Here is a 24,024-nt window from a genome sequence, read left to right as displayed (position 1 = left end):
ATACACTGAATCATTTCTAGGCGACGGTGCGATTAATTCTAGATGTATGCTATTGTTAGTGTAAGCGACACTGTATGAATTCTAGCTATCACTCGAACAGTAGCTATTTTAGCTTACCTGGTAGGACGCTATTTTTGGTACCATGTTCTTCCATGCGCATGTTATACATCTATCTAATTTGTTTCAGCCTTTTAGCCCCCTTTTGCAGCACAGATCTGCTCAGTCAAAGCACGTCGACCGTTGGGGTTAGTCGATTGCGCGGCAACCATGAGTCAGGTTACTTTTTCGCGCTACGTCAGGTCCCTTTGGGCAAAAAGGAGTATATCTTCACCGCAGATCCGTTAAAAAGGGCCGCTTACATTAGTGCAGGTCAGACCATTCCATTGAGCTACACGATGACCGTAAAGAATGCCCGGGGATTTGATATGTATTTCTCCGCGACGGATTATAGCATAATATTATCTGTCAAAGAGCAGAAAGTGGTTGATGAGCTGACAAGTGAATACGAAGGCACCTTGATTGTTCGCCATGGGCGGGATAGGCAGAAGTTTGCGGTACATGGGCTGTATGTCAGGTGAAATGAGATAACAGCTTCTCCAAAATGTTCCCTGACGAAATGAGTGACCTGACTGGAGAATTCGGAACTGCTGACCAGGGTAATCCGCTTTTGGCTCACCATGTTATTTCGGATGGTATGGACCATGATATCATCCAAATTAACAGGTAGTTATCTACGTGCTCGAGATAAGTCAGGTGGTCACTTTGCCACGGAATAGGCTGGTCTGACACCATGGTTAGACATGTTGTTTTTTGCCCCAGCCCCCCAAGACAAAGATAGCGTAGCACTTAGCACTTTCAAACTAAGGTTATGGCAGCGCAGATCGATTCTTTGGGTTGGTGCTGACCCAGAGGAAAAATGCTGACTATTCATGACTGGGAATGAACCGCGTCTGATCATCTGCCCGCGCCAACAAGGCGTCAATGGCCTCAATCAGGATAAAATATTGCCGTCTGCATCTGCATCAACACCTGGTAGGCCATACTAAGCGAAAAAAAGGCCCTGCGCCCAAGAAGTTCTAACTTTTTTGGGAACAGCGCCTTTTGGGGCGTTCTCTGTTGTCCCGCCGGGATTCAAACGTGTGACCCAAATATTGGGAATAGCCATACGGCCCAGTGACCTGTTATATAATGCAATTAGAATCTAAAAAGTCAGTCTAGTCTTCCAGTTTAATAGTCTCTATTAATGTTAAAAGTCGTGTTAAGTGTTCGATTGACATCCCCGCATCTCCATAGGTTGATTTTGGTCTAATTGGTTGCCATCTTTTTAAATTCGCTGTATTTTCACGTTAAGTTTATGTCTCGAGAAAGCCCCGCAACTCAAAAAAAGGGAAGTTGCCAATCTACATTAGAGTCACTATCGAAGGTAGGAGACTTGAAATCGCCACCCAACGAACCTGTGAACCAGAGAAATGGAATGCGTCGACTGGCCGAAAAAATGGTCAAAAGGAGGATGTGAAGCAGCTAAATCTGTACCTGGATCCCGTTCAGAACAAGGTGTATGAGATTCATCGATACTTATTGGATCATGAACTGGACATCACCCCAGCAAATTTTAAATCCCAGCTTACAGGATCGTCTTTTCAAAAGGCACAATGATGAAATGTTGGGCTTGGTGGGAAAAGATTTTGCGAGGGGAACGTATAATCGGTATGAGGCAGCTTCCAGAAACGTCAAGAGTTTCCTTAACTGCAAATCTTTCTCTTCTGCTTTTTAGTAGGTGAACTCTCCACTTTGAATCACCTCTGAGGCGATCTTTCGAAAAACAGGTCGACATTAGACTCTATCCGGAACAGGTTACCGAGGCTTGAGGTCGAATTCCCAAACTTGAAGCGAGAAAGATCTGAGAAAAATTGACAGCACCCCTAAGCAGGGTTTTGTTCTTTTTCCATACGCATCAATGGTTTGACAAAGGGATTCGGCCGAAGTTGGGCCAGCTTTGGCTCTACTCGCTCCGCAAACTCTTGACCGGGTCTGTGAGCGCTGCTTTGATACTTTGAAAACTGATCGTGAACAATGCGATGCCAGTCGCCAGTATGGCAGCCAGGCCGATGACCCACCATTCGAGGGTGGTTTGGTAGGCGAAGCCTTGCAGCCATTTATTCATGGCATACCACGCGATCGGTGATGCGATGACGATGGCAATCACGATCAGTTTTAAAAAATCCTGTGAAAGCAACCCTACAACCCCCGCGACGGTGGCGCCGAGCACTTTACGTACGCCTATTTCCTTCGTGCGCTGCTCGGCCATGAATGCGGACAGGCCGTACAAGCCCAGGCACGAGATGAAGATAGCCAGACCCGCAAACAAATTGAAAATGCCTCCCATTTGCTGCTCGCTACGGTAGAGATTATCCAGATCCTTATCCAAAAAACCAAATGTGAAAGGAAAGGCCGGGTTGAGTCGTTGGTTGATCTTTTCCAATGCTTTGATCGTCTGCTCGTTATTGCCCGCTGTGGTACGGACCATTACCACGCCGCCCCATTTGTTAAGGCGCAGGATCAGCGGCTCCATAGCATATTGCAGCGACTTGAAATGAAAATCCTTGACGACCCCAATGATCGTTCCCTTGGTATTTCCGAAAGTGAGCGGCTTTCCTACGGCATTGTTGATGTTCATCCCCATGACCTGCATCGCCTTTTCATTGATCATATAGCTGGAACTGTCGCCCAAAAACATTTTGTCGAATCCACGGCCTGCCAGCACTTGCGATTTGAAGACTTTGATGAAATTTTCATCCACATCCAGCGAGGGGAACACGACCTGGTTACGGCTAATCTGCCCGTCCCAAACGACGTCAACGGTCCCGGATTCCAGCTTTGTGGGCAGATCTGAAATGACGGTGAAGTTTTCCGTCAGCGGATTTTGGGCCAGTGATGTTTTCAATGCTTGTTGTTTTCCGCCCAGCTCCCCGGTCATGGGCAGGTACAACAGGTTGGACTTGTCGAAGCCCAGGTTTCGTTTTTTGATAAAATCGAGCTGTTTGTAGACCACCGCAGTGCCAACGAGCAGCACAATAGCGACCACAAACTGCGTTACCACCAGCGCATTCCGAAAAAGCAGGTTTCCTCCGGCTACCCGCATCTTGCCTTTCAGCACTTTTACAGGCGCGAACCCCGACAGGAACAATGCGGGATAGCTGCCGGAAACCAGGCCCGTCAAAACCGCGATGCCTAGCAGGCTCATCAGCAGCTTTCCATCCAGCAAATGAATGGCGAGGGTTTTCTCGGTCAGCATGGTGAACACGGGCAGCAACAGGTACACAATCCCGATCGCGATCACCAGCGAGAGGAACGAAAACATGAGCGATTCGCCCAGGAACTGGAACACAAGCTGGTACCGATTGGCACCCACCACCTTACGAAGGCCTACTTCCTTGGCCCTGCGCTCGGAGCGCGCCGTGGCCAGGTTCATGAAATTAATGCAGGCCACCGCCAGAATGAAGATCGCAACGATAAAGAAAACGTTGACATACTGAATGTTACCATGTCCCGGAACGTCGATCTGCAAGTTGGAATGCAGGTGGATATCCGTTAACGGTTGCAGCTGGAAATCGATTTTGATCGTCTCGCCATGTGCTTTGAACATTTTGCCTATTTGTTGCAGGAGTTTTTGCCGAGCGGGGCCAGAGGCGGCCGTCTTTTCGTCAAGTTCGAGGTAGGTATAAAAGTTGAAATTGCCCCAGGTGTCGTTTTTTAAATCCCAGTTCCAGCTGGCCATTGTTTTCATGGGAATGATCGCGTCGAACTGCAAATGCGAATTGGAAGGCGTATTGGCCAGCACGCCGGCAATGGTAAAGTTGTCGTGGTTGTTGATGCGCACCGTCTTGCCTACGGCGTCGGCTGTACCGTAATATTTTCTGGCCGTTTCTTCGGTGATCAATATCGCTCCCGGGTCGCTCAGGGCCGTAGCGGTATTTCCGGCCAGCAGCGGGAACGAGAACACTTCCAGGAAGTTGGAATCGGCATAAAAGACGCGCTTTTCTTCCACCTTTTTTTCTCCCACTTCAAACAGCATCGGGCTGGGTTTGCTCATTCTTACCCCGCCTTTGACCTGCGGCAACTGCGCCTGCAAGCCCCTGGCCATTCCTGCCGGACTGACGGCCGCTTTGAAGTCGCCTGCACTGCAGGTGAGGCGAAACAGCTGGTTGGCGCGGGTGTGGAAGCGGTCGTAACTCAGCTCGTTCTGCACCCACAAAAGGATCAGAATGCTGCAAGCCATGCCGATGGATAAGCCTGCAATGTTCAGTAACGAATAAGCTTTTTGACGGACAATGTTCCGCCAGGCGATTTTGAAATAATTTTTTAACATATCAGGGCTAAGAGAAAATGGTTGATCATATTGGGTTTTGCCACCACGCCGGCGCACAAATGGTGGGAGCACCGTGAGAACATTCAGCAGATAGCGCAGCAATGCATGTGTTTTTCCAGAACGTTTACATGCATACGCATACAGCTCGTCCAGGTCGCCTTCCACTTCTTCAATCGTATTTTCAGGGTGCAGCCAGCGAAGCAGCGTTTTCGCCCACCGCGGCGGTTGTGGTGTGTTCATATCCCGCTTAGCTTTAAAGTAGCATCGGGCATTAGTTTCCAAAGTTTGTTGCGCAGCTGCTGGATATCGGCCAGCGCGCTTCTCCCGAGGGTTGTCACCTTAAAAAGTCGTTTCCGCCTGCCTCCACGCTCAGTAGTAGCCCCTCCGAGCTCGGAGGTTACAAACCCTTTTTCTTCCAGGCGGATCAATGTATTATGAACCGCGCCGAAAGTGACGACCCTGCCCGTATGCTGCTCGATTTCATGAGAAACCGTTACGCCATAAGCGTCGCCATCCAGGATTACGATCATCAATAGAACGAGCTCTTCAAATTCACCCAAATAGGTCCTTCGCATTCAAGAAAATGATTAGTTTATATTTTATAGTATAAATGCATGCCAGGTTTGGGAAGCCCCAAAAAAGGGCTATTAATGCCTTCCAGAATCATCGAGGAAAAATTTATTGTTCACGCGGGGACGGAGCCGTGTCCGATATTGAACAGTAGATAACAGGAAGGTCAGTGGACGTTGGGAATTAATATGATCATACTGCTGGCATCGAAAGTCCGTTGCAGTACTCACCCAGATGTTTCCTCCGGCAGCGGCCCTATTTAAGGATACACTTTCAATGACCAACGTATTGAATTCGGCATGCCTGCCTGTTTGAATCCAATGGCTCAATTCATTCAGTAATCTATTTTAGCCTCCAAACTACCATAGCTGATTAAAGAGTCTGGTGTATCAAAATGCACCATTTTCGAATGTGTGTGAAAAATAATGGTCCTGTAATCTGGATAAAATGTTTGGCAACCCAATCATGTCGGTAGCCTTTTTAGGCCACCGAAAAGTATTAAGCGCATTGGTTTGTCTGAATTTTTCCCATTTGCTTCATGAAACTATTTTTCCATTGCATCCTGCTCGCCCCTTTTTACTCGTTAGGCCAGTCGGCCGCTGACCAGAAATTCGTGCAGGAAGTGGTAACCATTCATTCAACTAAAGAAGGGTTGCCGGAAGGGAAAATCTCTCGGATAACATTAAAGAATAATAAGCCCGTCGCAACGGTGACGGGTAAAACAGTGCAGTTCCACGAGGGGAAATGGATGTCGGTTCCTAATGAAAAACCGGTGGCTTATGCGGGGCTACCCGTTTTTTCTCAAACGAAAATACTCACCGCTGTGCCCTATCGCGATGGGTATGCGATTGGATGTGAGGAGGGTTTGTATTTTTTCAAGCATGGCAAAAAACCGGAACGGATCTTTCCAAAGGATAACCAATATAGCTGGGTGCTCAGGAATGTTGCGGCGCTGGTAACCGACTCGAAAGGGCGGCTCTGGTTTGGTGCGGATGAAGGCGCGGGGTATTTGGACGGCAATAAATGGAAGCTGTTCACCGGAAAGGAAGGCTTACCTTATAACCAATTCACCTGCGCTGCCGCCGGCCCGGAGGGCATTGTCTGGTTCGGCACGAAGAAAGGAGCTATTGAAGTAGACAATGACGAGTTTAAATATCGTTTCAGCCGCCGCTGGCTACCGGACGATCAGGTAAATACCATTGCAGTCCAGAATGATAACGGCACCGCGTGGATTGGCACAGACAAAGGCGTCAGTCAGATCGCCCGGGTTTCTTTGTCGCTGGAAGAAAAGGCAGGACTTTTTACAAAACAGGTGGAGCAGCGGCATAACCGCATGGGTTTTATCGCGCAAAGCCATTTGAAAGAACAGTTCAATGTAGCCACTTCGGAAGTAGCGATTTCGGATAACGACGGGATGTACACGGCCATGTATGGAGCGGCGCAGGCATTCAGGTACGCCGCCACGGGTGACCCCGAGGCAAAAGTGCTGGCCGACCGAAGCTTCAAATCCTGCAAATGGTTGGTCGACATTTCTCATGAAAAAGGTTTTCCGGCACGGGTAATCGTTCCGGTAGATTGGCCTGAGCCCGTGAACGAGATATACAGCCGGGAAGCAAATCTGCGACACCAGCAAAGTGATCCAATGTGGAAGGATATCTACCCGCGTTTTCCAAAAAGCAAAGACGGTAAATATTATTGGAAATGCGACACGAGTTCAGACGAACTGGCCGGACATTTTTTCTTCTATGGTGTTTACTATGACCTGGTCGCCAAAACAGAAGAGGAAAAACAGGCGGTCCGGGACGTAGTAGGCGACATCACTGATCATTTGGTACGCCATGGATATAAGCTGGTAGACCACGATGGCAAAGTGACCCGCTGGGGTGATTTCTCTCCGGAATATATCAATTCAGTGTATGGATACGATCAGCGCGGGCTTAATTCCATGATGATGCTGTCGTTTCTGAATGTAGCCAGACATGTTACCGGTGATAAAAAATACGAGCAGGAGGCAAAAATCCTGCGCGACAAATACAGGTACCACATCAATGCAATGCACCCGAAGGAATTTTTCCCGCCGGAAAACGTAGTTCCCTGGGACAATAACCTTTGCCTGATGAGCCTTTACGGGCTTATCAATTACGAAACAGACCCCTCACTGCTACTCATGTACCGCCAGGGGCTTGAAGTGGCCTGGCAGCATATCCATAAACAGAAAAACGCATTCTGGGACGCGATTTATGCATCACTTGCTAACCGTTTCACCCAGCAGGCAGACCACAAGATGTTCGAGAATAAAGGTCTTTTTCCAGAAAACAGGCTTTATTCTTCTAAGGTTGTTAGTGGGCATTATAAGGGAAACTACCGCGTCGACTTTATCCTGGAAAACCTGCAAAAAATTCCGTTGGACCTGATCGGCTACACAATGGATAACACCCATCGTCTCGATGTGGTGTTTGACACTTCGCCGATGCAGGAAAAAAACATCGGATGGCACGTCAATGGCTATGCCCTCCCTATTGATGAGCGGGGCCACGTCCGGCAAGACCGCGACGGTTTTGCATTGCTGGCATCGGAAGGTGATGGCCACGATGAGCACGAAGGGACTTTTTTCCTGCTCCCCTACTATATGGCCTACTATCACGGATTACTTTCGCGCTAGTGATCCAAACTGGACTGGTCAGCTTACCGCATTTAAAGCATTCGGAAAGTGCGTGCCAAACGCTGGTGTTGACCCAAATCTACCATCTAAATATTTTCTCAAAACGCTAATCATCGTACCATAATTTTGGCTGAGTTACACATGGAGTTTCATCGAGAAGCTAACCAATCGTTTTAAACGATTGGTTAGCGAGACGTTCCTCGGTTGCCTACCCGCCATGTATTCTGAGCCAGCCGAGAGAAAATAAAACGATTCAATTAGGAATTTTTCACTGCTGTTCTGGTACCAGGGCGTTCAGCACGGGTTGATGCCATTTGCCGGTTTCTTCGTCGAAAACGCGAAAAATTTCCCGGAAGCCCCATATATGGAAGCTCATGCCATTTTTTTCTGCCAGCTCCCGGATAAATTTGATATATCGGGCGCGGGACACTATATCGGCTTTTTCATTCACGCCAAATTCCCCCAGGTTGATAGGCCTGAACTGCGTCTTACTCCATTTGGTGCAATAATTGAAATCACGGATCAGCGGCCTTTTCTCTTCGTCCGTGCCTGCCCATTTCGTTCCCACACCCGACTCTGCCCTCGCATAAGCCAGCCCCTGGTGTGTAAACAGGTGTGGCAGGTAGTAATGGATTTGCACAATTAGGTTCCATTCATTTTCAGGCAAATCCAGTAATCCGATTGTCCATGACTGTCCCAGGTTTGGTGTGCCGATGATGATGGTACGTCCCGGGTTTGTTTTCCTTATTAGCTTAATTGATTTCGCAATTAACTCATTCCAGAGTTTTGCGCCCATTTCAATATTGGGTTCATTCAGTAAATCAAAATAAACTTCCGGAGGATAATCTTTGTAATGCTCGGCTATTTGCTCCCAAAGCGCATAATAGCGGTTGATGTTTTCATCAAAAGTAACTCCTTTCTCGCCTTCCGACATATTGATGTATGGGTAATAATGCAGGTCAATCGATACGGCCAACCCATTATCCAGGCACATTTTTACAATGCTGTCGACTTTGTCAAAGAAGGCAGGCTCAATGGTGTAAGGAGGCGTTTTAGAGCTGTGGACAGACCATGTAACAGGAAGGCGTACGCTGTTGAACCCTGCATCGGCAATCATTTTAATGTATTCTGGTTTGATGGGTTGGTCGGCTATCTTGTACAAATGCAAATCTCCGGAATTGTTATCCAGAAGTCCGTTCAGGTTTAGCCCCCTTCCCAGGCGTTTGTTCCGTTCAAACGCCAGTTTAGCTGCATTAGGTGGAGTTACGGCCAACGGTTTTTGTGCAATGACTTTTGCGTCACGGCTTAATTTCAAATACAGGGCCTCAGGTTTTTTTGAATCAGGATCGATTGTAGCTGGACGTTGCGTATACCCGGGTGCACCAAACAAACCAAAGAACTCTATCGTACCGAGATCTGAAAAATGGACGATTGCAGCGCAAATCATTCCTCCCGGAATGGCAGTCAGGTCAAGAGCTACCGGGCTGGAACTGGAATCCACCTTATATTGACAAGTGAAAGAAAGACCTGAAAAAGCATCCGAGTGGATGGACATGGTCTGGTTGTTTTTGAACACGACGGTCACCGGACTGCCATCTTTCATGCCGTACCATTTTCCAATGATGGAAGGCGGCATTGCCTTTGCATGGCAAACGCAGTAAAAGAGACATAACAATAATGTCAATAGATTTTTTACGGTTTTCATTTTTTAAATTTTAATGTGAGTCTGCTACTTTCTCCGGCCTGATCAGAACAGGGCCTAGTAGTCCGGCGGGCATGATTTGGTCTTCTTTTCCTTTAAATTGCCGGTACTTGGCATCGCCATTTTTCGCTTTGCCGATAAATTCATTCAGTTGACCCGGCGTGACGCGAACCTGGATTGTATTATTCCCGGATTTCAGAAACCGGGTGATATCAAGCAGGTATGGCGGAAATATCCGTTTGCCCACAAATACATTGTTGATGTACACTTCGGCTGTAAAGCAGACCTTTCCCAAATCCAGAAAAAAATGCTTGTCGGCGCTCCCTTGTTTCCATTGAAAAGTGGAGTTATAAATTCCATCTGCCGAAGAAAATCTTAATAGCGAATCGCTTTTCCAGTCAAATAGCACAGTGTTTTTAAGCAGTACGCTATCAACCCTAATGTCCCAATTGCTAAGCGACAGTACAGCTTCTGTTGGATTTACACGGGCTGTGGATGCCTTTGCCGAACTATCAGCGGTGTCGCTATTTTGAGAGGCATAAAAAAGAACGGAACTGAACGGAGCCAACTGATAGGAAACCGTTGAACTACTGTTGGCTATAATGGCGCCTGTTGTTGCATCCAGCCAGTAGCTGTGCTTGTACCTCTTGTCCAGGACCAAATCAAGCGATTGCCACGCGGCACTTTTGTTCCAGATAAAATGGATACGGCTGCCGTCACTCATCTCCCGCCGTGCCTGGCGGGTGAAAGAACTGGGCTCCTTAAATTGGATTGGCTGGGGCAAATCTTTTATCCATGCACGAAGCTGACCGATATCATTAGTATGAAGACTGTTTTTTCCTTTGAGCGCCGCCGCAATGCATTGCGCGGTTTTTTCATCGTTCTGCTTCCAGTTGAGGAAAGATGGTTGTTTGGTGGGCACGCTACCTACTGCCAGTAAGCGCATGCCGCCAGAAGCCAAACGCCTGATCCGTTCAGCGGTTTTGAGGTGGATTGTCGAATCATATGCCAGAATGAGTGCGGAAATGTGGTTGTCACGGATATTCAACCTGCCATCCTTTTGTAGTTGGGCTTCCTGTATCGAGGCATCGTTCACCCATGCCCAGCTAACACCGCTTGCTTCCAGTTCATTGATCAAAGGATAAATCTTCCCGGCCCACTCCACCTTGGCAGCATTTACATGTTCGTCGCCTTTGGGTAAGGGCCCTTCAACATCCGGTAAATAGCCATTGGAAAGGATCTCCTCCGGATTAGCGGGCATATCCTCCACACTGAGGAAGGGAAAGTAGATAAGTACATCCGCTTGCGGCTTTCCTGAGCGAAGGGCATATTGTACCCTGCCTACGTACTCATTAACCTGCTTTTGATCCTTCCAGAAAATATTTGCTTCTCCCAGATTGGAGGAGAAATTGATACCCGCAATGAAGGGAGAGGAAAAAGGATACCACCCTTCGGGCCCCAGCTTCTCGGGTTTATAACGGTAAGGTACGCCGTGATAAATGACCTGATTGACGCCAGCAGCAAATAGCTTATCGACAGCAAATTTGATTTTTGAGGGGGTGGTCGTATAGGCCCGGTTACCGAACACGACCGATTCTGCCGTCATGAGGGGCCGGTTGTACAAAAGAGCACCGGAAGTCATGACTTTCATGGCAGCTTCTGACCCGAGCATGCTTTCCGTTTCAGGAATCGAGGCAAGACCAGCCATGGCGAGCATGTCCATATTCAAACCATACGCCTGGGTACGGTGCAGTAACCCCCGCGACTCCATCCACTTTTTACTGGTTTTAAAAAAATGCTCTCCCAGCAATTCACCTAGCGTAATGTCGTAGTCATAACGCAAACGCCAGTCCTGGTTCGAAAAAGTAAAATCGGGTTTTGCATGCGGGTTCAGATAACCGACGAAGTTGTATTTCCGCTGCATGTTGGCAGGCAGGTAGGGAGTGATGTCATAACCCCGTTTCTTTTTAAAATAAGCAATAAAATCAGGTGAGTAATGACGGTTGGCCTTGAATTCATAACTGTCATTGAAAACTGCCCGAAAAGGATTGCCGAAATAGGGCTGTAAACCAGTCCTGGAACCAAACAAATGGCTATACAATTTGAGCACTTTTGTGGAATCCAGGTGATCGACGACCGGACCTTGTTTCGGCGTGGCGGCAATATTAGTTTGCTCACCACTTGGAACTGCCCAGAAGGCGATTACTTTCCACTTTCCTTCCGGAAAATTCCAAATGAGTGTATCATTTTGGACCCAGGAGGTGACCACCCGGGTAGAAGCAACATCCAGTGGAACAAGCTCGCCGGTGTCGGTATCATTGGATAATTTAGCGACAACCACAGCCTGCAAACGGGAAGGAACCATTGTCTTGTTTGGAAGCCGGGGCAGCGGGATGGATTGCTTGGTGCCTCCACTGACGGTGACGGCACCATATTCCAGGGAAAGAAACCCATCCTCCGGGGCTAAAAAAGGACCTCCGGGAGGCCAGCCGCTGCCATTTGTCACGTCCACAATCAGCTTCCGCTTCCGTGCTTCCTCCATCACGACTGTTAGGTTCTTGTAATACGCAGGCGTGTCCCAACTTGTTACTTTTGGCCTCGTCTTCTCATTCATCGGAATTACGATGTTCAATGGCTGGACTTCAACCCCGCCAAAAAAGTGATCGGCGAACAGGTTCATCTCCCTTTTCAATTCTTCCGGTTCTACATCATTGCCGGGCCACCACCAACGTGCCATGGGCGCAAATGATTGCGAAGGCTTCTGAAAGCTTGCTAAGTTGAAATTGAAGGGATTTAACCAATGAGATGCCTGATTTTTACTCGAATCCGGGAGCACCTGTGCGATGCTGACTGTGGTTGCGAGGAGAAGGGGGACTATCACTTTCATGAATTTTAGTTTTTGACCCGTACCGCTGTCGCGTCAAACATGTTCATCAGTTGTCCCTTTAAATGGTCCTCGTCAACTTTCGTCAGTTCAAGGTTTACGTCGTAGCCCTGGGCGGTGAAGAAGAGATTTACTTTATCGCTTCCTTCCTCAACCTGGGTTATGACAATGGGCTCTTTGGGCGCATCGGCCGCCAAACTCACCAGTTCGCCCGTGAGCTTACCGTCTTTCCGGACCAGGACGGCGCCCATTTTGGCGTCGCCGTCGGGTGTGCCCACTATCAGGATTTCCCATTTACCGGCAAAAAAATCAGCTGCAGGCGCCGACTGAGAGGACGCGTTGTAATAAAAACCCAGCAGAAATAAGAACATGAATAAATTTGCTTTTTTCATTTTGTTGGTTGGTTAATTGTGTTTTTGTTTGATTTGGTCAGGAAAAGAGTCTGTCAGAATCGATAAGAGGCCGACAGATATAACGATCGAGGTTGGATCGGGAGGATGCTGAAAACCGCATTCGGGTTCCCCTCCCGTTGCGCCGGTGTAAACCCACCCGTGTTGCCGCTATTGGGAAAGCCACCGGGCGCCTGCCAGTCCATCACACCCACCTTGTTGAACAGGTTGTTGATATTGCCATTAAGTGTCAACCGCTTCGTGAACCGATATCCCAAGCCCAGATCGGTCTGACCAAAACCAGGCAGGTAGAAAGTTTCCAGGTTGTTGGCGGCCCGTTTTCCCAGGTAGTAATAGTTGACGAATGCACTGAACCGGCCAGCTGTATACGTTGGTGTCAACATGGCCATAAAGTCTGGCGTACCAGCGATGCGGCCTCCCCGGACCTCCTCCACGCGATCATCCTGAGCGCCCGGATCACCAGTTACCCACGACCGGCTGAGAATGGAGCGGGTTCGCTGCAGCGTTGCAACGGCCCGGATACTTAGCTGGCTGACAGGCGAGTAGGTCCCTTCCAATTCCAACCCATAACTTTGCCGACTGCTATATACATTTGGGGTATAATAAAAATTGTTGTTCTGGTCGGAGACATATGCACTTGTGGCCAGGTTGGTCATCCGGCTGTAATAGGGGGTAATAAATGCTGTCAACTTGTCCCGCTTTACTTTCAGCCCCATTTCAACCTGGGTGACGTATTCGGGTTTAAACAATTGTTTATCGACCTGGTCCTGCGAGAAAGCACTGGTATACAAGGTGAGGTCCGGCGCTTTGTTACCTTGTGAAAACCGCCCATACAACGCCAGATTATCCTGGAATTGGTAATTCAGGGCTCCCGAGAATGAAAATGTGGCGATGGTATTGTCCGTAAACCAGGGCGCCGTAGCCTTATTGACTGCATTATCCCAAAGCGTCAGGGGATTTTCATCATAACCACCAGCTGAGGCCGAGCTGTCCGTAACAGAGCCGAGGCTACTGCCTTTTACCCGTGTATGATCGTAGCGAAACCCGTAATCGAGGTTTAGTTTGTCAGTGATCTGCCAGCTATGGCCAAAGAAGAACGCCAGTTGTTTTTGTCGCAGGTCGCTGGATTTGAAGGATCCTCCGGTGTTGAGCATTCCCTGCGGGTTGGTAGCCTGGTAGGTGGTACCGGCAAAATCGGTAATGCTTATGCCCAGCGGGTGAGGCCGGTTTTCAGCAGTGGAAAGGGCGAGTCCGGCCACATTCTCCTGGTAGTCCATATGCGAGGCACCATAGTACAGACCCGCTGTGAAGGTCATCTTGCCAACACGTTTGCTGACCGAAAACTGATCGAGTACTTCGTTTAGTTTATTGTCATTGGACCGGGCCAATTGCAGCAGAACCGGGTAAGGTTGAATAACCGAATTCGGCAACTGTCCCTTTATGACTGGAAAATCAAAACCCAGGAACTCGTTGTTGGGCCCCAACCGGGGCAGCTGCATGGTCGTCAAAGCTGGTTGTCCGGTGGTGAGGTCGGTAAAGTTATAGGTGCCAAACCGGCCCAGCGACTGCATGAAATAATAAGTCAACAGTTCATTGGCCGACAGAATGCCAAGCGGTAACACCGAATTCCAAGTAAGTACCTTGCTGGTGTATTTAATGTTGTTACTGACCGACCAGCCTCCACCCAGCTCATGCTGCCAGTCGATCCCGAGGGCACGATCCCGGGCATGGATCAGGTTTTCCGGATCAAAACGACGAACAGGAGCGGCCTTGCTGTACTTATAATCGAAAACCTGACTGCCGGGACCGGCAAAGGTGTCGGTGTTCCGGATCCCAGGTGCAGTCCCTGGTTTATCAAAGTTCCGGGCCGGTAAAAAGTCAAGGTAACTGTTGTGGTCGTTGAGGAATTTGCCATAGAGTTTCACACTACCCTTCCGATAGGTTTTCACCACATTTGCTTTCAACTGACCCCCATAATTCATGGGGTAGCCCGCGTAGCGTACGCCGTTGTTATAGCGATAAAAACCTCCCAGGTGAAACGCAAGATCACCCTTTCGATTCAGCTTACCACCCAGCGACAAATCGGCACGATAGTATGGATTGGCACTACCTTCCAGGCCGAATTTCGCCCGCATTTCTCCTGCCAGGACGGCTCCGCCCGTTTTGGAGACATAGTTGAAGATGCCGCCAGGCGCGTTAGGGCCGGTAATGGCCGCCGAACCTCCCCGAACGGCCTCCAGACGGTTGATCGTAGCGTCGGCCCGCAGAAAGTAGTCGGGCCCCAAGCTAGTGCCGGACACATTGGTTACCGGTAAACCATCCTCTTGCATCGACACATAAAAATACCCGCTCGTGCCGGCACCGACGCCCCTTGAATAGACCGTGTTGCGGATTTCTCCCTGTGAAGAATTGACATAGACCCCCGGAACGTTTTTCAGCAAATCAGCAGCACTATTGGGCTGCAAACGCTGAATCTGATTGGAAGACAGCGTGGTGATACCCACCGAGGCCTCCATGCGTCTGCGCTTGTCGAAGACCCCCGTTACGATAACCTCATTCAGGGCTCTACTGTCGACGTCCAACGCTACATTAAGGGTCAAGCCGGTACCCACTGTCATCTCTTTGGCCATATAGCCCACAAAGCTGAACACTAATACCGCTCCTGCATTCGGGACTGCAAGCTGGTAGAGGCCCTGGACATCCGATTTGGTACCCCAGGTAGTTCCTTTCACCACGATACTGACACCGGGCAGCGCCTCGCCTTTTTCATCGGTGACTTTGCCCGATACCACAAGGTCCTGTTGCCTTCGAGAGGCAACGGACAAGTCTGCGCTTGAACCTGTTGGCAGGCTCTGGTTGGTTTGGCCGAGACAGAGAGCCGCGGACAAACCAACTGAAAAGAGGTAGAGAGTTGATCCCATAACTGATCGTTAATAACTGAGAATGTTTTTATTTCTCCCACAAAGTTTACTAGCCGAAAAGTAAAAACTGTCCTCAACTGTCCCCCGACATTTATAAGTAACCTGCGTTCGATCAGCCCATTGGGAGCAGAAACAGGCCAGATTATACGCCTGAGGCTGTTTTTGTTAATATTCTCAGAAGTTTTGGTGAAATTATTATTGCGTATTTTTTACAATATAATTTTTTTAGCCCTATCTTTATTGCGTAAAAACTACGTAATATATGGTTGGTCAGATAGCAATCAATGATTTCTCCAGCACGCCAAAGTATTTGCAGATTGTCAATTACATTGTTGATGGCATTCAATTCAATGCAATCCGGCCGGGTGAAAAACTACCTTCATTGTATGAACTCTGTGCCGAACTCAACGTCAGCAAACGGACTGTCGAACGAGCCTATGATCACCTCAGAAAACAGAATATCATCGGAGGGGTCCATGGTAAAGGCTATTACATCAACTCCTTGAAACCGGGGCAGGGCCTGAAGGTTTTACTACTGTTCAACGAACTGAGCACACACAAGAAAATTGTCTACGATGCCTTCGTTGACCAGATGGGAACAGATTGGAGCGGCGATCCCGTTGCGTTAGACTTGTTTACCTATAACAACAACTATCGCATTTTCGAAGACCTGTTGCTGAAACACCTGGGGGAGTATAGCCATTATGTTATAATCCCTCATCTCGACAGCCATCAGGAAAAAACAGCACAGTTGCTCAACCAGGTACCTAAGGAGAAGCTCATTCTGCTGGATAAGCGGGTGGAAGGGCTTAGCGGCCAATATGCATCCGTCGTCCAGAATTTTGAAAAAGACCTGATTCAATCGTTGACCGAGGCCTTACCGCTCCTTAACAAATACGCAACGCTGAACATGCTCCTTCCCACCGACACGAATCGGTCTAATGCGATTGTGAATGGCTTTTTTGCTTTCTGCTATGAGTATGGCTTTCAGGCAAAACCTATCTACGAGGTAGGTAACCTTAATATCGAGGGTAGTAGTGCCTATATCTGTTTACGCGAGGAAGATTTGTTTACAGTAATTGGAAAGACCAAAGACACCTCCTATCAGATCGGGAAACAGGTCGGCATCATTGCCTACAATGAGACGCCCCTAAAAGAAATTCTGTTGGATGGCATCACGGTGATATCGACAGATTTTGACCGGATGGGCCGAACCGCTGCCGACCTGGTTCGTGCCAACCATCCCCGGCATGTAGAAAACCCATGTCGGCTGATTACCCGCCGGTCACTTTGATATGTCTTATTCATAATCCTATTTTTGCTTTATGACTGAAATTGACGCTGCCATTGCTTTTATACTTAATGGTCACCAGCAATTCATGGCTCATCTGTCACTGGATTGCGCCATTTTGGGCTATCATGACCAACAGGTAAAAATTCTGTTGATCCGATACAACGGCCATCAGCAGTGGGGATTACCTGGTGGACCGATCCGTCATGAGGAACCAATCTCCGTAGCCGCAAACCGGATAGCGGAGGAGACCACCGGTATAAGCGGTCTGTTCCTTCAACAGTTTCACACCTTTGGGGATAGTCCCTACCGGGTACACCACCGAACAGTTCAGGATCTGGAACGATTAATTCAGCCCGATGCGCTGGGGATTAAAATCAAGAAAGATAACTGGCTTTTAGGTCGCCAAATAACAATCGGCTACTATGCGCTGGTTGACTACCAGCAGGTTTCGGTCCGAACTAACTTGTTTGTTGAAGAATATCGCTGGTGGGACATTGATCAGGTTCCCGAGCTGCTCTTCGATCATAATGACATGGTTACAAAGGCGCTGCAGACGGTCCGCCTGCACCTTTACCATCAACCGATCGGGGCTAACTTGTTGCCACCCAAGTTTACCCTGCCCGAAATTCATTTCCTCTACGAAAGCCTGCTGGCAAAATCATTGGACCGGCGTAATTTCCCAAAGAAGCTATTTGCATTGGGCTTGCTCAACAAACTCGACGAACGGCGGTTTATCGGGCCTCATCGTTCCCCCTATTTATATGAATTCAACAAAGCGAATTATGAAAAAGCATTAGAAGAGGGAATTGTGTTGGTCATTTAAGAGAAACTGGCATGCAGCTCTCACTGCTCTATCACAAAATACACGCTCATTGATTTTTGCTTAAAAGTATCTTGATTTCAAAGTAAATATTTTCGAAGGAAATGGATTTATGTGCATATTCAAATGGTGTGACGCTCGACTTTCCCAGGCCCGGAAAACCCACTGATAATCCAGCGGAAATCAGGCTAGCTCCATGGGATTTTTAGCAGTATCCATTTCCAGCCAATGACGGGCGGTTTGGTGGATCGTGCCCATAGCTTGAAGGTATCGAGGGGCACTGAGGATTATCAGCGCCCTTACGAGATGGCAATTGGTTGTTATTTGTAGATATAAATCTTCTTCACAAGCGGGGTGCCGTCTTTGAAATCTTCGATTTTTTCAACTAATCGGCCCGAATCATCAAATTTATTTGCGTATTGGATTTTTGTCTCGCTACCTGATGTCGTTGTGGGGTAAAATGTACTTGATATCTTGAGCGAAACTAAGTTGTTGTCTCCGAAGATCTGATCAAAATAAGAGGGGCCAGGGTGAAATAATTTGGGTATCTCTGGAAGATTTTTTAAGCCGTTCTCTTTATCGTCGTACTCGAATTGAGAAGTGTATTCGGATGAAGTTTTTGATGTCACATCGCTGTAATAATAGGTGGCTGATTCCAGGTTGTTGCCAGAATACTTAAACACCTGCTTTTGGAGAATATTGCCCGAGGTACTCATCTCTGTCAAGTGCCCGCCGCCGTCATATTTCAATGTGAAAGTGTTCCCTTCGTCAAGGGTAGCGACATTATTGAAATCAACGTAGTACACATAAACCCTAGTAACCTTTCCAGAAATATCGTAAGCGAACTCCCGCATAATCAGATTGGGTTCCAGCTCACCCCAATACCCCTCACCTCGGACGGTGTGATACATTCGGTAAATGCGGTCGTCCTTATATTCGTAGATCACATCGCAAGCGCCAGGCGAGCTGTCTTTAGGGGATAATATATCAGCGAAGCCGATATTTCTTCCGGCGTTGTCATATAGGTATTGTCGGGTGCCAGGCATGTGATTGGCGTATTGGTTGCCTTCAACCACAGTTTCGATTTTGTCTAATGCTCCGGAGGGCGTTCTGCTGTTTTTCTTGATGGCCTCGAAGTCGGGTCTAACAATGGTTTTAACATGCTCAGGCGATTCGATGTTCTCTGGTTCGACAGGTGAGTGGTCTTTATTGCACCCGGAAAATAGTGATGTGGCGAGAATCGCCAGGAATGTTAGTTTTAGTGTTTGCATAATTAGAGGTTTAAAGTATTGGCTTGTACGACATGTTTTTTAAACAAAGCGTTGCATTTTGAACTTAAATCTAAATTTTTAATACTGAAGAAATTAGCTTGATGACGTTCCTCAAATTTGATATTTCCTTTCAATAATTTTCTTCTAAGGCGATCAAAGTCTATATCTCGATCGACTGGGTTGTCATATGGCCAACTTGTAACCAATACGAGGCCACCTCGGTCACCTATTACAATATTATTGAAGAAAAAATGTAATTCTTGAACTTATCCTGTTCGCATCTGATTGAGTCTACAATTGATAAATTGACTATGTTTTTTCGGTTTCTACTCTGAATGACTTGTTACATAAACTTGATAGGTTAAAGCTCTGAAGTTTTCTGTTTCATAGTTGGTGCTTCATTTAGAAAAATCAAGTAACGTTAAATGTAGAAAACGAATTTACCTAAAAATTATGAAAACTATTCCAAAACAGCGCAGTAAATAGAGATATAAATTTACTCCGTGAATTATAACCGAAAGTGAGCAATATTAAAATTAAATAAAATACTACAAGGCGATAATTTAAAACTTCTGTTTGTCGTATTTGACCTACAAATACAAAACTAGATTTAATAAGTTTTGTTTTCTATTTTATATAATGGCTTTTTGAAAGTTCAATTGTTAATTGTTTACAATTTAATTTGTATCTATGCCTAAGTAATTGCTATCTGAAATCGTGAAATGCCTCGTTGTTATTTTTGAGGCATTTCCAATCTGCCTTACGTCAAACTGATGTACGGGCTGATCTTCCGGGAAGGATTAAAAACCTTCGGTTCACGGGTTGTTAAACTTAGGCACGGAATGAGCAGCCAGTATTTCATTATCTCCTCTGCACTTAAATGATATCACCATGGAAAGTAAACCCATCAAAGGTATTTTGCCAGTGTTTTCAGCCTGCAAAAACAATTCGCTGCCCTGTTAGCGAAAGCGGTTTTGATCGGCAGGATATTGTATTAGGTTTAACATCAACAGATATGAAAAATGAAAGAGTACGGCGAAGGGAGCAAGCAAGGGCTTGAGGTACAAAAAGAGGTCATCGGCAATGTCCCGAGTGGAGACAGCCACATGATTGAGGTTTATCGCGATCCGCTGAGGTATTGCTTTCTACTCCAATTGTCTTACAGTTTAACGTGAATTTTTTGCTACTACCCCAAATGGTAATCCTCTTTGTTTTGATCTCGAGATTCTTAGTTTCATGATCAACGGGCGGCCCAAATGGAGTCAGATAATGTTATGGAGTTAACCAGAAAAATGAGGGCTACTTGTCATCACTTCGGAAGCCAGAACCATCCGGTGATTTGCTCTATGCCAACGACAATTTGCTTGCGCATTGAGCCGCCTCCAAGCATTTTATGAGCTCATCGATGGAGGCTTGTTTCGATATATGTACGAAAACACCCAGCTCATGGAAGAGACTGACGCTTTTTTTCGGTAGATTTCCAGCATAAATTATTAATTTACTTTTGGGGGATTGACCGCGAATTCTGGTGATGTCGGCAGGTTCAATCTGTTCGTGTTCGGGATCAAAACCAAGCATTGTAATAGACATAGCTTTCCGTGGAAATGAATCGGGAAGGGAGTATCTGCAATTTGCTTCGAAAAGCCTGAATTTTGGAAAATGCGATTCGATAAGCAGTTTCAAGCCAATCCGCAGCAGCGGTTTTTCTCGTCGAAAAAGTTCAACGTGGTCCTGGTAACCAGTGATCAGAATCTTGCGTGCAGAATCGGCCAGTAGTACCCGATAAGGAATGTAAATGCAAAGGGACATCCCGGGGGAGAAAAGGCGAGTGTCGGCATGGGTACTATATTTTCCCTTCAATAGCATCGAAAGTGTGTTTAAAATGTTCACTTGGTTTAGTGGCTGGCCGTACACATAAGCCGCCTCATCGGGCATTTTTGGTACGACAAGCCTGTCTGCGGTAACATTCCCGCTCGCTTCGATAACCAATATCAGCAGCAAAATCCGAAAAAACATGATCCAGGTTATTGGTGGTAGAGCCGTGAGTCAAAGTAAGTGCGATAAATAAATAAGGCCTATTTCTGGTAAAAAATCAGTCTATCAATCATTGATAGACTGATCAAACTCGCCTCCACAATGTACTTTCACCCCAAAAATCATTTACCCGGCAAAGCCGGGATCATGATCAAACACTCAACGTTAATTGATTAGAAGCCATTGAAAGTTTTGCCAACTTGTCTAAACTGTAAAAATGATTGCATTTGCGCCCCTCACCACCGTGGGAGGAGTAATTGGATACTGTAGCGCGTTCCCGGGATCACTGTAAAAGTATTGGTGCGGCACCAATAAAAAAATACAGCACCTGTGGGATTTTTGTACTGTAAATGGAGTAGGAAGGAGGCCGGGTATCGTAGAATGAGTTGATACCTGTCGACCGGGGATGTGTAAACGCAACCCATCGGCCAGCGCCTGATGGCCTTGACGACGCAGTTTTTTTCGTAGTATATTACCTACGATGACGGAATCGTAAGCAAAAGCTTCGTTCCTTTTAAAGAGGAAGAAATTTCGATCGATCCACCTATTCCCTGGGCACGTTCGCGCATGGAAGCCAGCCCCATTCCTTTTTTGTTACCGGTAGCCGCCGGATCAAAGCCGTGCCCGTTATCGGCAATCTGCAATATAACGGCGTCCTCGTCCTCGTAGATAAATAGCTTGAAATTACGGGCTTTGGCGTGTTTCAGGATGTTAGCAACCGCTTCCTGGATGATTTTCAACATTTGAATCCGGGTCCGGATATCTATCTTTTCCAGACACCGGTCGTCAATCTCGATCTGCTTTTCATAGCTTCTGTCGGGTAGGGCCATGGCTACAATGTGCCTTACGCGCTCGGAAAACGACTTTTTGTCTGAATCAGAGCTGTTTAAATACCATTCATGGCTTTTGAAGCGAATGGACGAATAGGCCTCACGTGCCATTTTAGACATACCCGACAGCTTATCCTTTATGCGGTCATTTTCTTCAAGCAGTTCTTCGGATTCAATGTAATTTACCAGATTAACAAGTTTGCCGGCAACATCGTCATGGAGTTCCATGCCAAACCGTTTCTGGATTTCATGGGCCTGGTATTCAAGCTGCGCGATCTGTATCTGGGCCGATTCATTGAGCATTCTGGTCTGCCGTTCCGCCTTTTCACGGTTGATTTTCAACAACCACAGAAATGCGGCCACGGAAACTACCAGGATAGTTACAATGCCGAAAATGAGGTTGTTCCGGCGGGCTATTTTGATCTGCTGAGCCAGCAGCGTCTCGTTTCTTTGCTCTGATACCAGATGCGCATACATATTATTATGGATGTCGGCCACTCGGATCGCGATCACCGAGTCATTGATCGCATATCCCTTCGTCAGGTTTTCATACGCTGATTGATAGTTGCCTTTTGCGGCATCCACTTTTGCAATGTACCGTAATATTTTAGTCCCATCCAGGTTTTTTGCCTGGTTCGGTTTATTGACTCCCAGCTGATATAATCTAAGGAAATAGGCAGCGCTGTCTATCTGCTTCTTTTCAATGTGATAGTCGATTATCCTGGTGAGTATGGTGCTGGAAAAGGGCTGCTTGAACAACGGGGCGATCTCCGTGTCATTGGAAACAATGATCCCATAGGCCGCATTCAGGTAATCGGCCTGTTTTTGGACTTGGCCCATCACTTTTGCGGCGTGGGCCTCAATCAGATACAACGATAATTGGCATTGCACCAACTTCCCCTTATTGGTAACGGGTTTGCGTTTCAGTTGGAGCCAGAGTGCCCTGGCAGCATCCGCGAGTTCAATGGCCTTGGCATTGTTGTGATTGGTTGTGTAGAGGCTAACCGCATGTTTTAAAATCGTAAAAGCATTAACGCAGGTATTAATGTTCACCGGCCCTTTTGCCAGGGCGGCGGGCAGTGTTTTCAAAAATGGCGTGAGGCTGTCGATAATGGCCATGCGCCGTTCATAATTGTAGTTACCCTTGTCCCCGTAAATGGACAGCAACTGCCGAGGTTCGTTGAGTGAGGCGATATAGGGTCGAGTCATTTTTAGCTCCTCCTCCATTTTTTGCAGATAGTATATCGCATACCCATCCTGATGCACGGCAGAGGCATGGTTGGCCAGGAATGCGTAGTATTTGACCCTGAACGCCTGATAGGCCGGATTACTCCATGCGACGGATTTATAATTTGCTAACCTTTCTTTCAGCAAAGGATTTTTGAAAGATAGCTCTGTGAGCGCCTGTGCGTATGCGAGGTACACCGTGTCGTGCATACGCCCGGTTTTGTGCTTCATCCGGATTGCTTCCCAGGCCGAGTCCGTTGGCCAGGTATCCTGGGCTAAGCATCTAACGGAGACGGTGAAAAGCAGGGCAAAGGCCAGCTTAAAACAGGTTGTTGTTGAATACATATCTCACTAATTCAGACACAGAATGGAGATCAAGCTTTCGCATGATGTTACGCTTGTGGGTCATGATGGTAATCGGACTGACAAAGAGTGTCTCGGCAATTTCCTTGGTTCTTTTGCCTGCCCCGATCAATGCGAGCACTTCCCGCTCTTTACTGGTAAGCACTGTGTTTTCGGCTGAAAAGATATTGTCGGCCAGTTTCCCCGCCAGGTCGGCGCTTACAAATTTTTTTCCGGCCATTGTGTATTCCAATGCCAGCTTGATTTCGCTCGGGCTGACCGCCTTGCTTAGATAGCCATTGGCGCCCGCCGCAAAACAGGCCTTGATGCCATTGGAATCCATTGAACTGCTCACGACCAAGATTATCAGCTCATCGTATTGCTTCCGGCAAGCTGTAATGAAGCTCATCACATTCTGTCCCGGCATGATCAGGTCCGTTATCAGGATGCCATAGCTCATTGTTTTCAAAGCGGCAGTTGCCGTTTCGACAGACGAGAAGATATCGATAACAGCTCCGGCCGGAAGCATTCGCTTCAACAGTTCACGAAAACCTTCGGCTACCAACACATGGTCATCCACCAGCATAATCCGGGATGACGCGATGTCACTTATGCTATACATAAAAAGAATTAAAGTTTGGCAAAGGTAGGTGAAATCTCTCGTTTCTAATCTACTATAAACGTAGTA

The 24,024-nt window shown here is 47.3% G+C and carries 14 protein-coding genes and 1 pseudogene; 5 read left to right on the top strand and 10 right to left on the bottom strand.

Annotated features, from left to right (window positions below):
- Nucleotides 1–158: 158 nt before the first annotated feature.
- Complete coding sequence (locus IEY24_RS11965) at nucleotides 159–578, top strand: hypothetical protein (protein ID WP_188931972.1); 420 nt, start codon at nucleotides 159–161, stop codon at nucleotides 576–578.
- Between the two features lie 796 nt (nucleotides 579–1,374).
- Nucleotides 1,375–1,656: pseudogene (locus IEY24_RS33095) on the top strand (Arm DNA-binding domain-containing protein); the annotation flags it as partial.
- Between the two features lie 346 nt (nucleotides 1,657–2,002).
- Here IEY24_RS33095 and IEY24_RS11955 read toward each other — a convergent pair.
- Together IEY24_RS11955 and IEY24_RS11950 are read right to left on the bottom strand one after the other, a co-directional pair.
- A complete protein-coding gene (locus IEY24_RS11955; protein ID WP_229222035.1) occupies nucleotides 2,003–4,609 on the bottom strand; it encodes an ABC transporter permease in 2,607 nt (868 codons plus the stop codon).
- Complete coding sequence (locus IEY24_RS11950; RefSeq protein WP_188931968.1) at nucleotides 4,606–4,944, bottom strand: PadR family transcriptional regulator; 339 nt, start codon at nucleotides 4,942–4,944, stop codon at nucleotides 4,606–4,608. Before IEY24_RS11950 ends, IEY24_RS11955 begins: the two co-directional genes overlap by 4 nt.
- Nucleotides 4,945–5,477: 533 nt before the next feature.
- On the opposite strand from IEY24_RS11950, the gene IEY24_RS11945 reads away from it, so the two are divergent.
- The gene (locus tag IEY24_RS11945; RefSeq protein WP_188931966.1) at nucleotides 5,478–7,601 is read left to right on the top strand and encodes a hypothetical protein; all 2,124 of its coding nucleotides are present in this window, start codon (nucleotides 5,478–5,480) and stop codon (nucleotides 7,599–7,601) included.
- 268 nt (nucleotides 7,602–7,869) lie between these two features.
- On the opposite strand, the gene IEY24_RS11940 is transcribed toward IEY24_RS11945, so the two are convergent.
- From IEY24_RS11940 to IEY24_RS11925, 4 genes are read right to left on the bottom strand one after another with little or no spacing between them, the layout of a single operon-like run.
- Nucleotides 7,870–9,306 carry a glycoside hydrolase family 5 protein gene (locus IEY24_RS11940; protein ID WP_188931965.1) on the bottom strand — a complete coding sequence of 479 codons (1,437 nt, stop codon included), beginning with the start codon at nucleotides 9,304–9,306 and terminating at the stop codon, nucleotides 7,870–7,872.
- Nucleotides 9,307–9,316: 10 nt separating this feature from the next.
- Complete coding sequence (locus IEY24_RS11935) at nucleotides 9,317–12,190, bottom strand: glycosyl hydrolase (protein WP_188931963.1); 2,874 nt, start codon at nucleotides 12,188–12,190, stop codon at nucleotides 9,317–9,319.
- Between the two features lie 5 nt (nucleotides 12,191–12,195).
- Nucleotides 12,196–12,579, bottom strand: a complete 384-nt coding sequence (locus IEY24_RS11930) for a hypothetical protein (protein ID WP_188931961.1) — start codon at nucleotides 12,577–12,579, stop codon at nucleotides 12,196–12,198.
- A 53-nt stretch (nucleotides 12,580–12,632) separates the two neighbouring features.
- Complete coding sequence (locus tag IEY24_RS11925; RefSeq protein WP_188931959.1) at nucleotides 12,633–15,518, bottom strand: TonB-dependent receptor; 2,886 nt, start codon at nucleotides 15,516–15,518, stop codon at nucleotides 12,633–12,635.
- A gap of 262 nt (nucleotides 15,519–15,780) precedes the next feature.
- Here IEY24_RS11925 and IEY24_RS11920 point away from each other — a divergent pair, with 262 nt between their 5' ends.
- Both IEY24_RS11920 and IEY24_RS11915 read left to right on the top strand, forming a co-directional pair.
- A complete protein-coding gene (locus tag IEY24_RS11920; protein WP_188931957.1) occupies nucleotides 15,781–16,812 on the top strand; it encodes a GntR family transcriptional regulator in 1,032 nt (343 codons plus the stop codon).
- Between the two features lie 31 nt (nucleotides 16,813–16,843).
- Nucleotides 16,844–17,635: an NUDIX hydrolase gene (locus IEY24_RS11915; RefSeq protein WP_188931955.1), complete on the top strand. Its 792-nt coding sequence runs from the start codon at nucleotides 16,844–16,846 to the stop codon at nucleotides 17,633–17,635.
- A gap of 317 nt (nucleotides 17,636–17,952) precedes the next feature.
- Here IEY24_RS11915 and IEY24_RS11910 read toward each other — a convergent pair whose 3' ends face one another.
- From IEY24_RS11910 to IEY24_RS11895, 4 genes are all read right to left on the bottom strand, one after another.
- On the bottom strand, nucleotides 17,953–18,903 hold the full coding sequence (locus IEY24_RS11910; RefSeq protein WP_188931954.1) for a hypothetical protein: 951 nt from the start codon (nucleotides 18,901–18,903) through the stop codon (nucleotides 17,953–17,955).
- Between the two features lie 1,344 nt (nucleotides 18,904–20,247).
- On the bottom strand, nucleotides 20,248–20,919 hold the full coding sequence (locus tag IEY24_RS11905; RefSeq protein ID WP_188931952.1) for a hypothetical protein: 672 nt from the start codon (nucleotides 20,917–20,919) through the stop codon (nucleotides 20,248–20,250).
- Between the two features lie 494 nt (nucleotides 20,920–21,413).
- A complete protein-coding gene (locus IEY24_RS11900; RefSeq protein WP_188931951.1) occupies nucleotides 21,414–23,339 on the bottom strand; it encodes a sensor histidine kinase in 1,926 nt (641 codons plus the stop codon).
- Nucleotides 23,314–23,958, bottom strand: coding sequence for a LuxR C-terminal-related transcriptional regulator (locus IEY24_RS11895; RefSeq protein ID WP_188931949.1), 645 nt, complete (start codon nucleotides 23,956–23,958; stop codon nucleotides 23,314–23,316). The genes IEY24_RS11900 and IEY24_RS11895 overlap by 26 nt, the downstream gene beginning before the upstream one ends.
- Between the last annotated feature and the right edge of the window lie 66 nt (nucleotides 23,959–24,024).

Origin of the sequence: Dyadobacter endophyticus (assembly GCF_014641595.1) — a bacterium.
GTDB classification, from domain to species: Bacteria; Bacteroidota; Bacteroidia; order Cytophagales; family Spirosomataceae; genus Dyadobacter; species Dyadobacter endophyticus.
The sequence above is the reverse complement of the archived record's forward strand: the minus strand, read 5'-3'. Positions and strand labels throughout refer to the sequence as shown.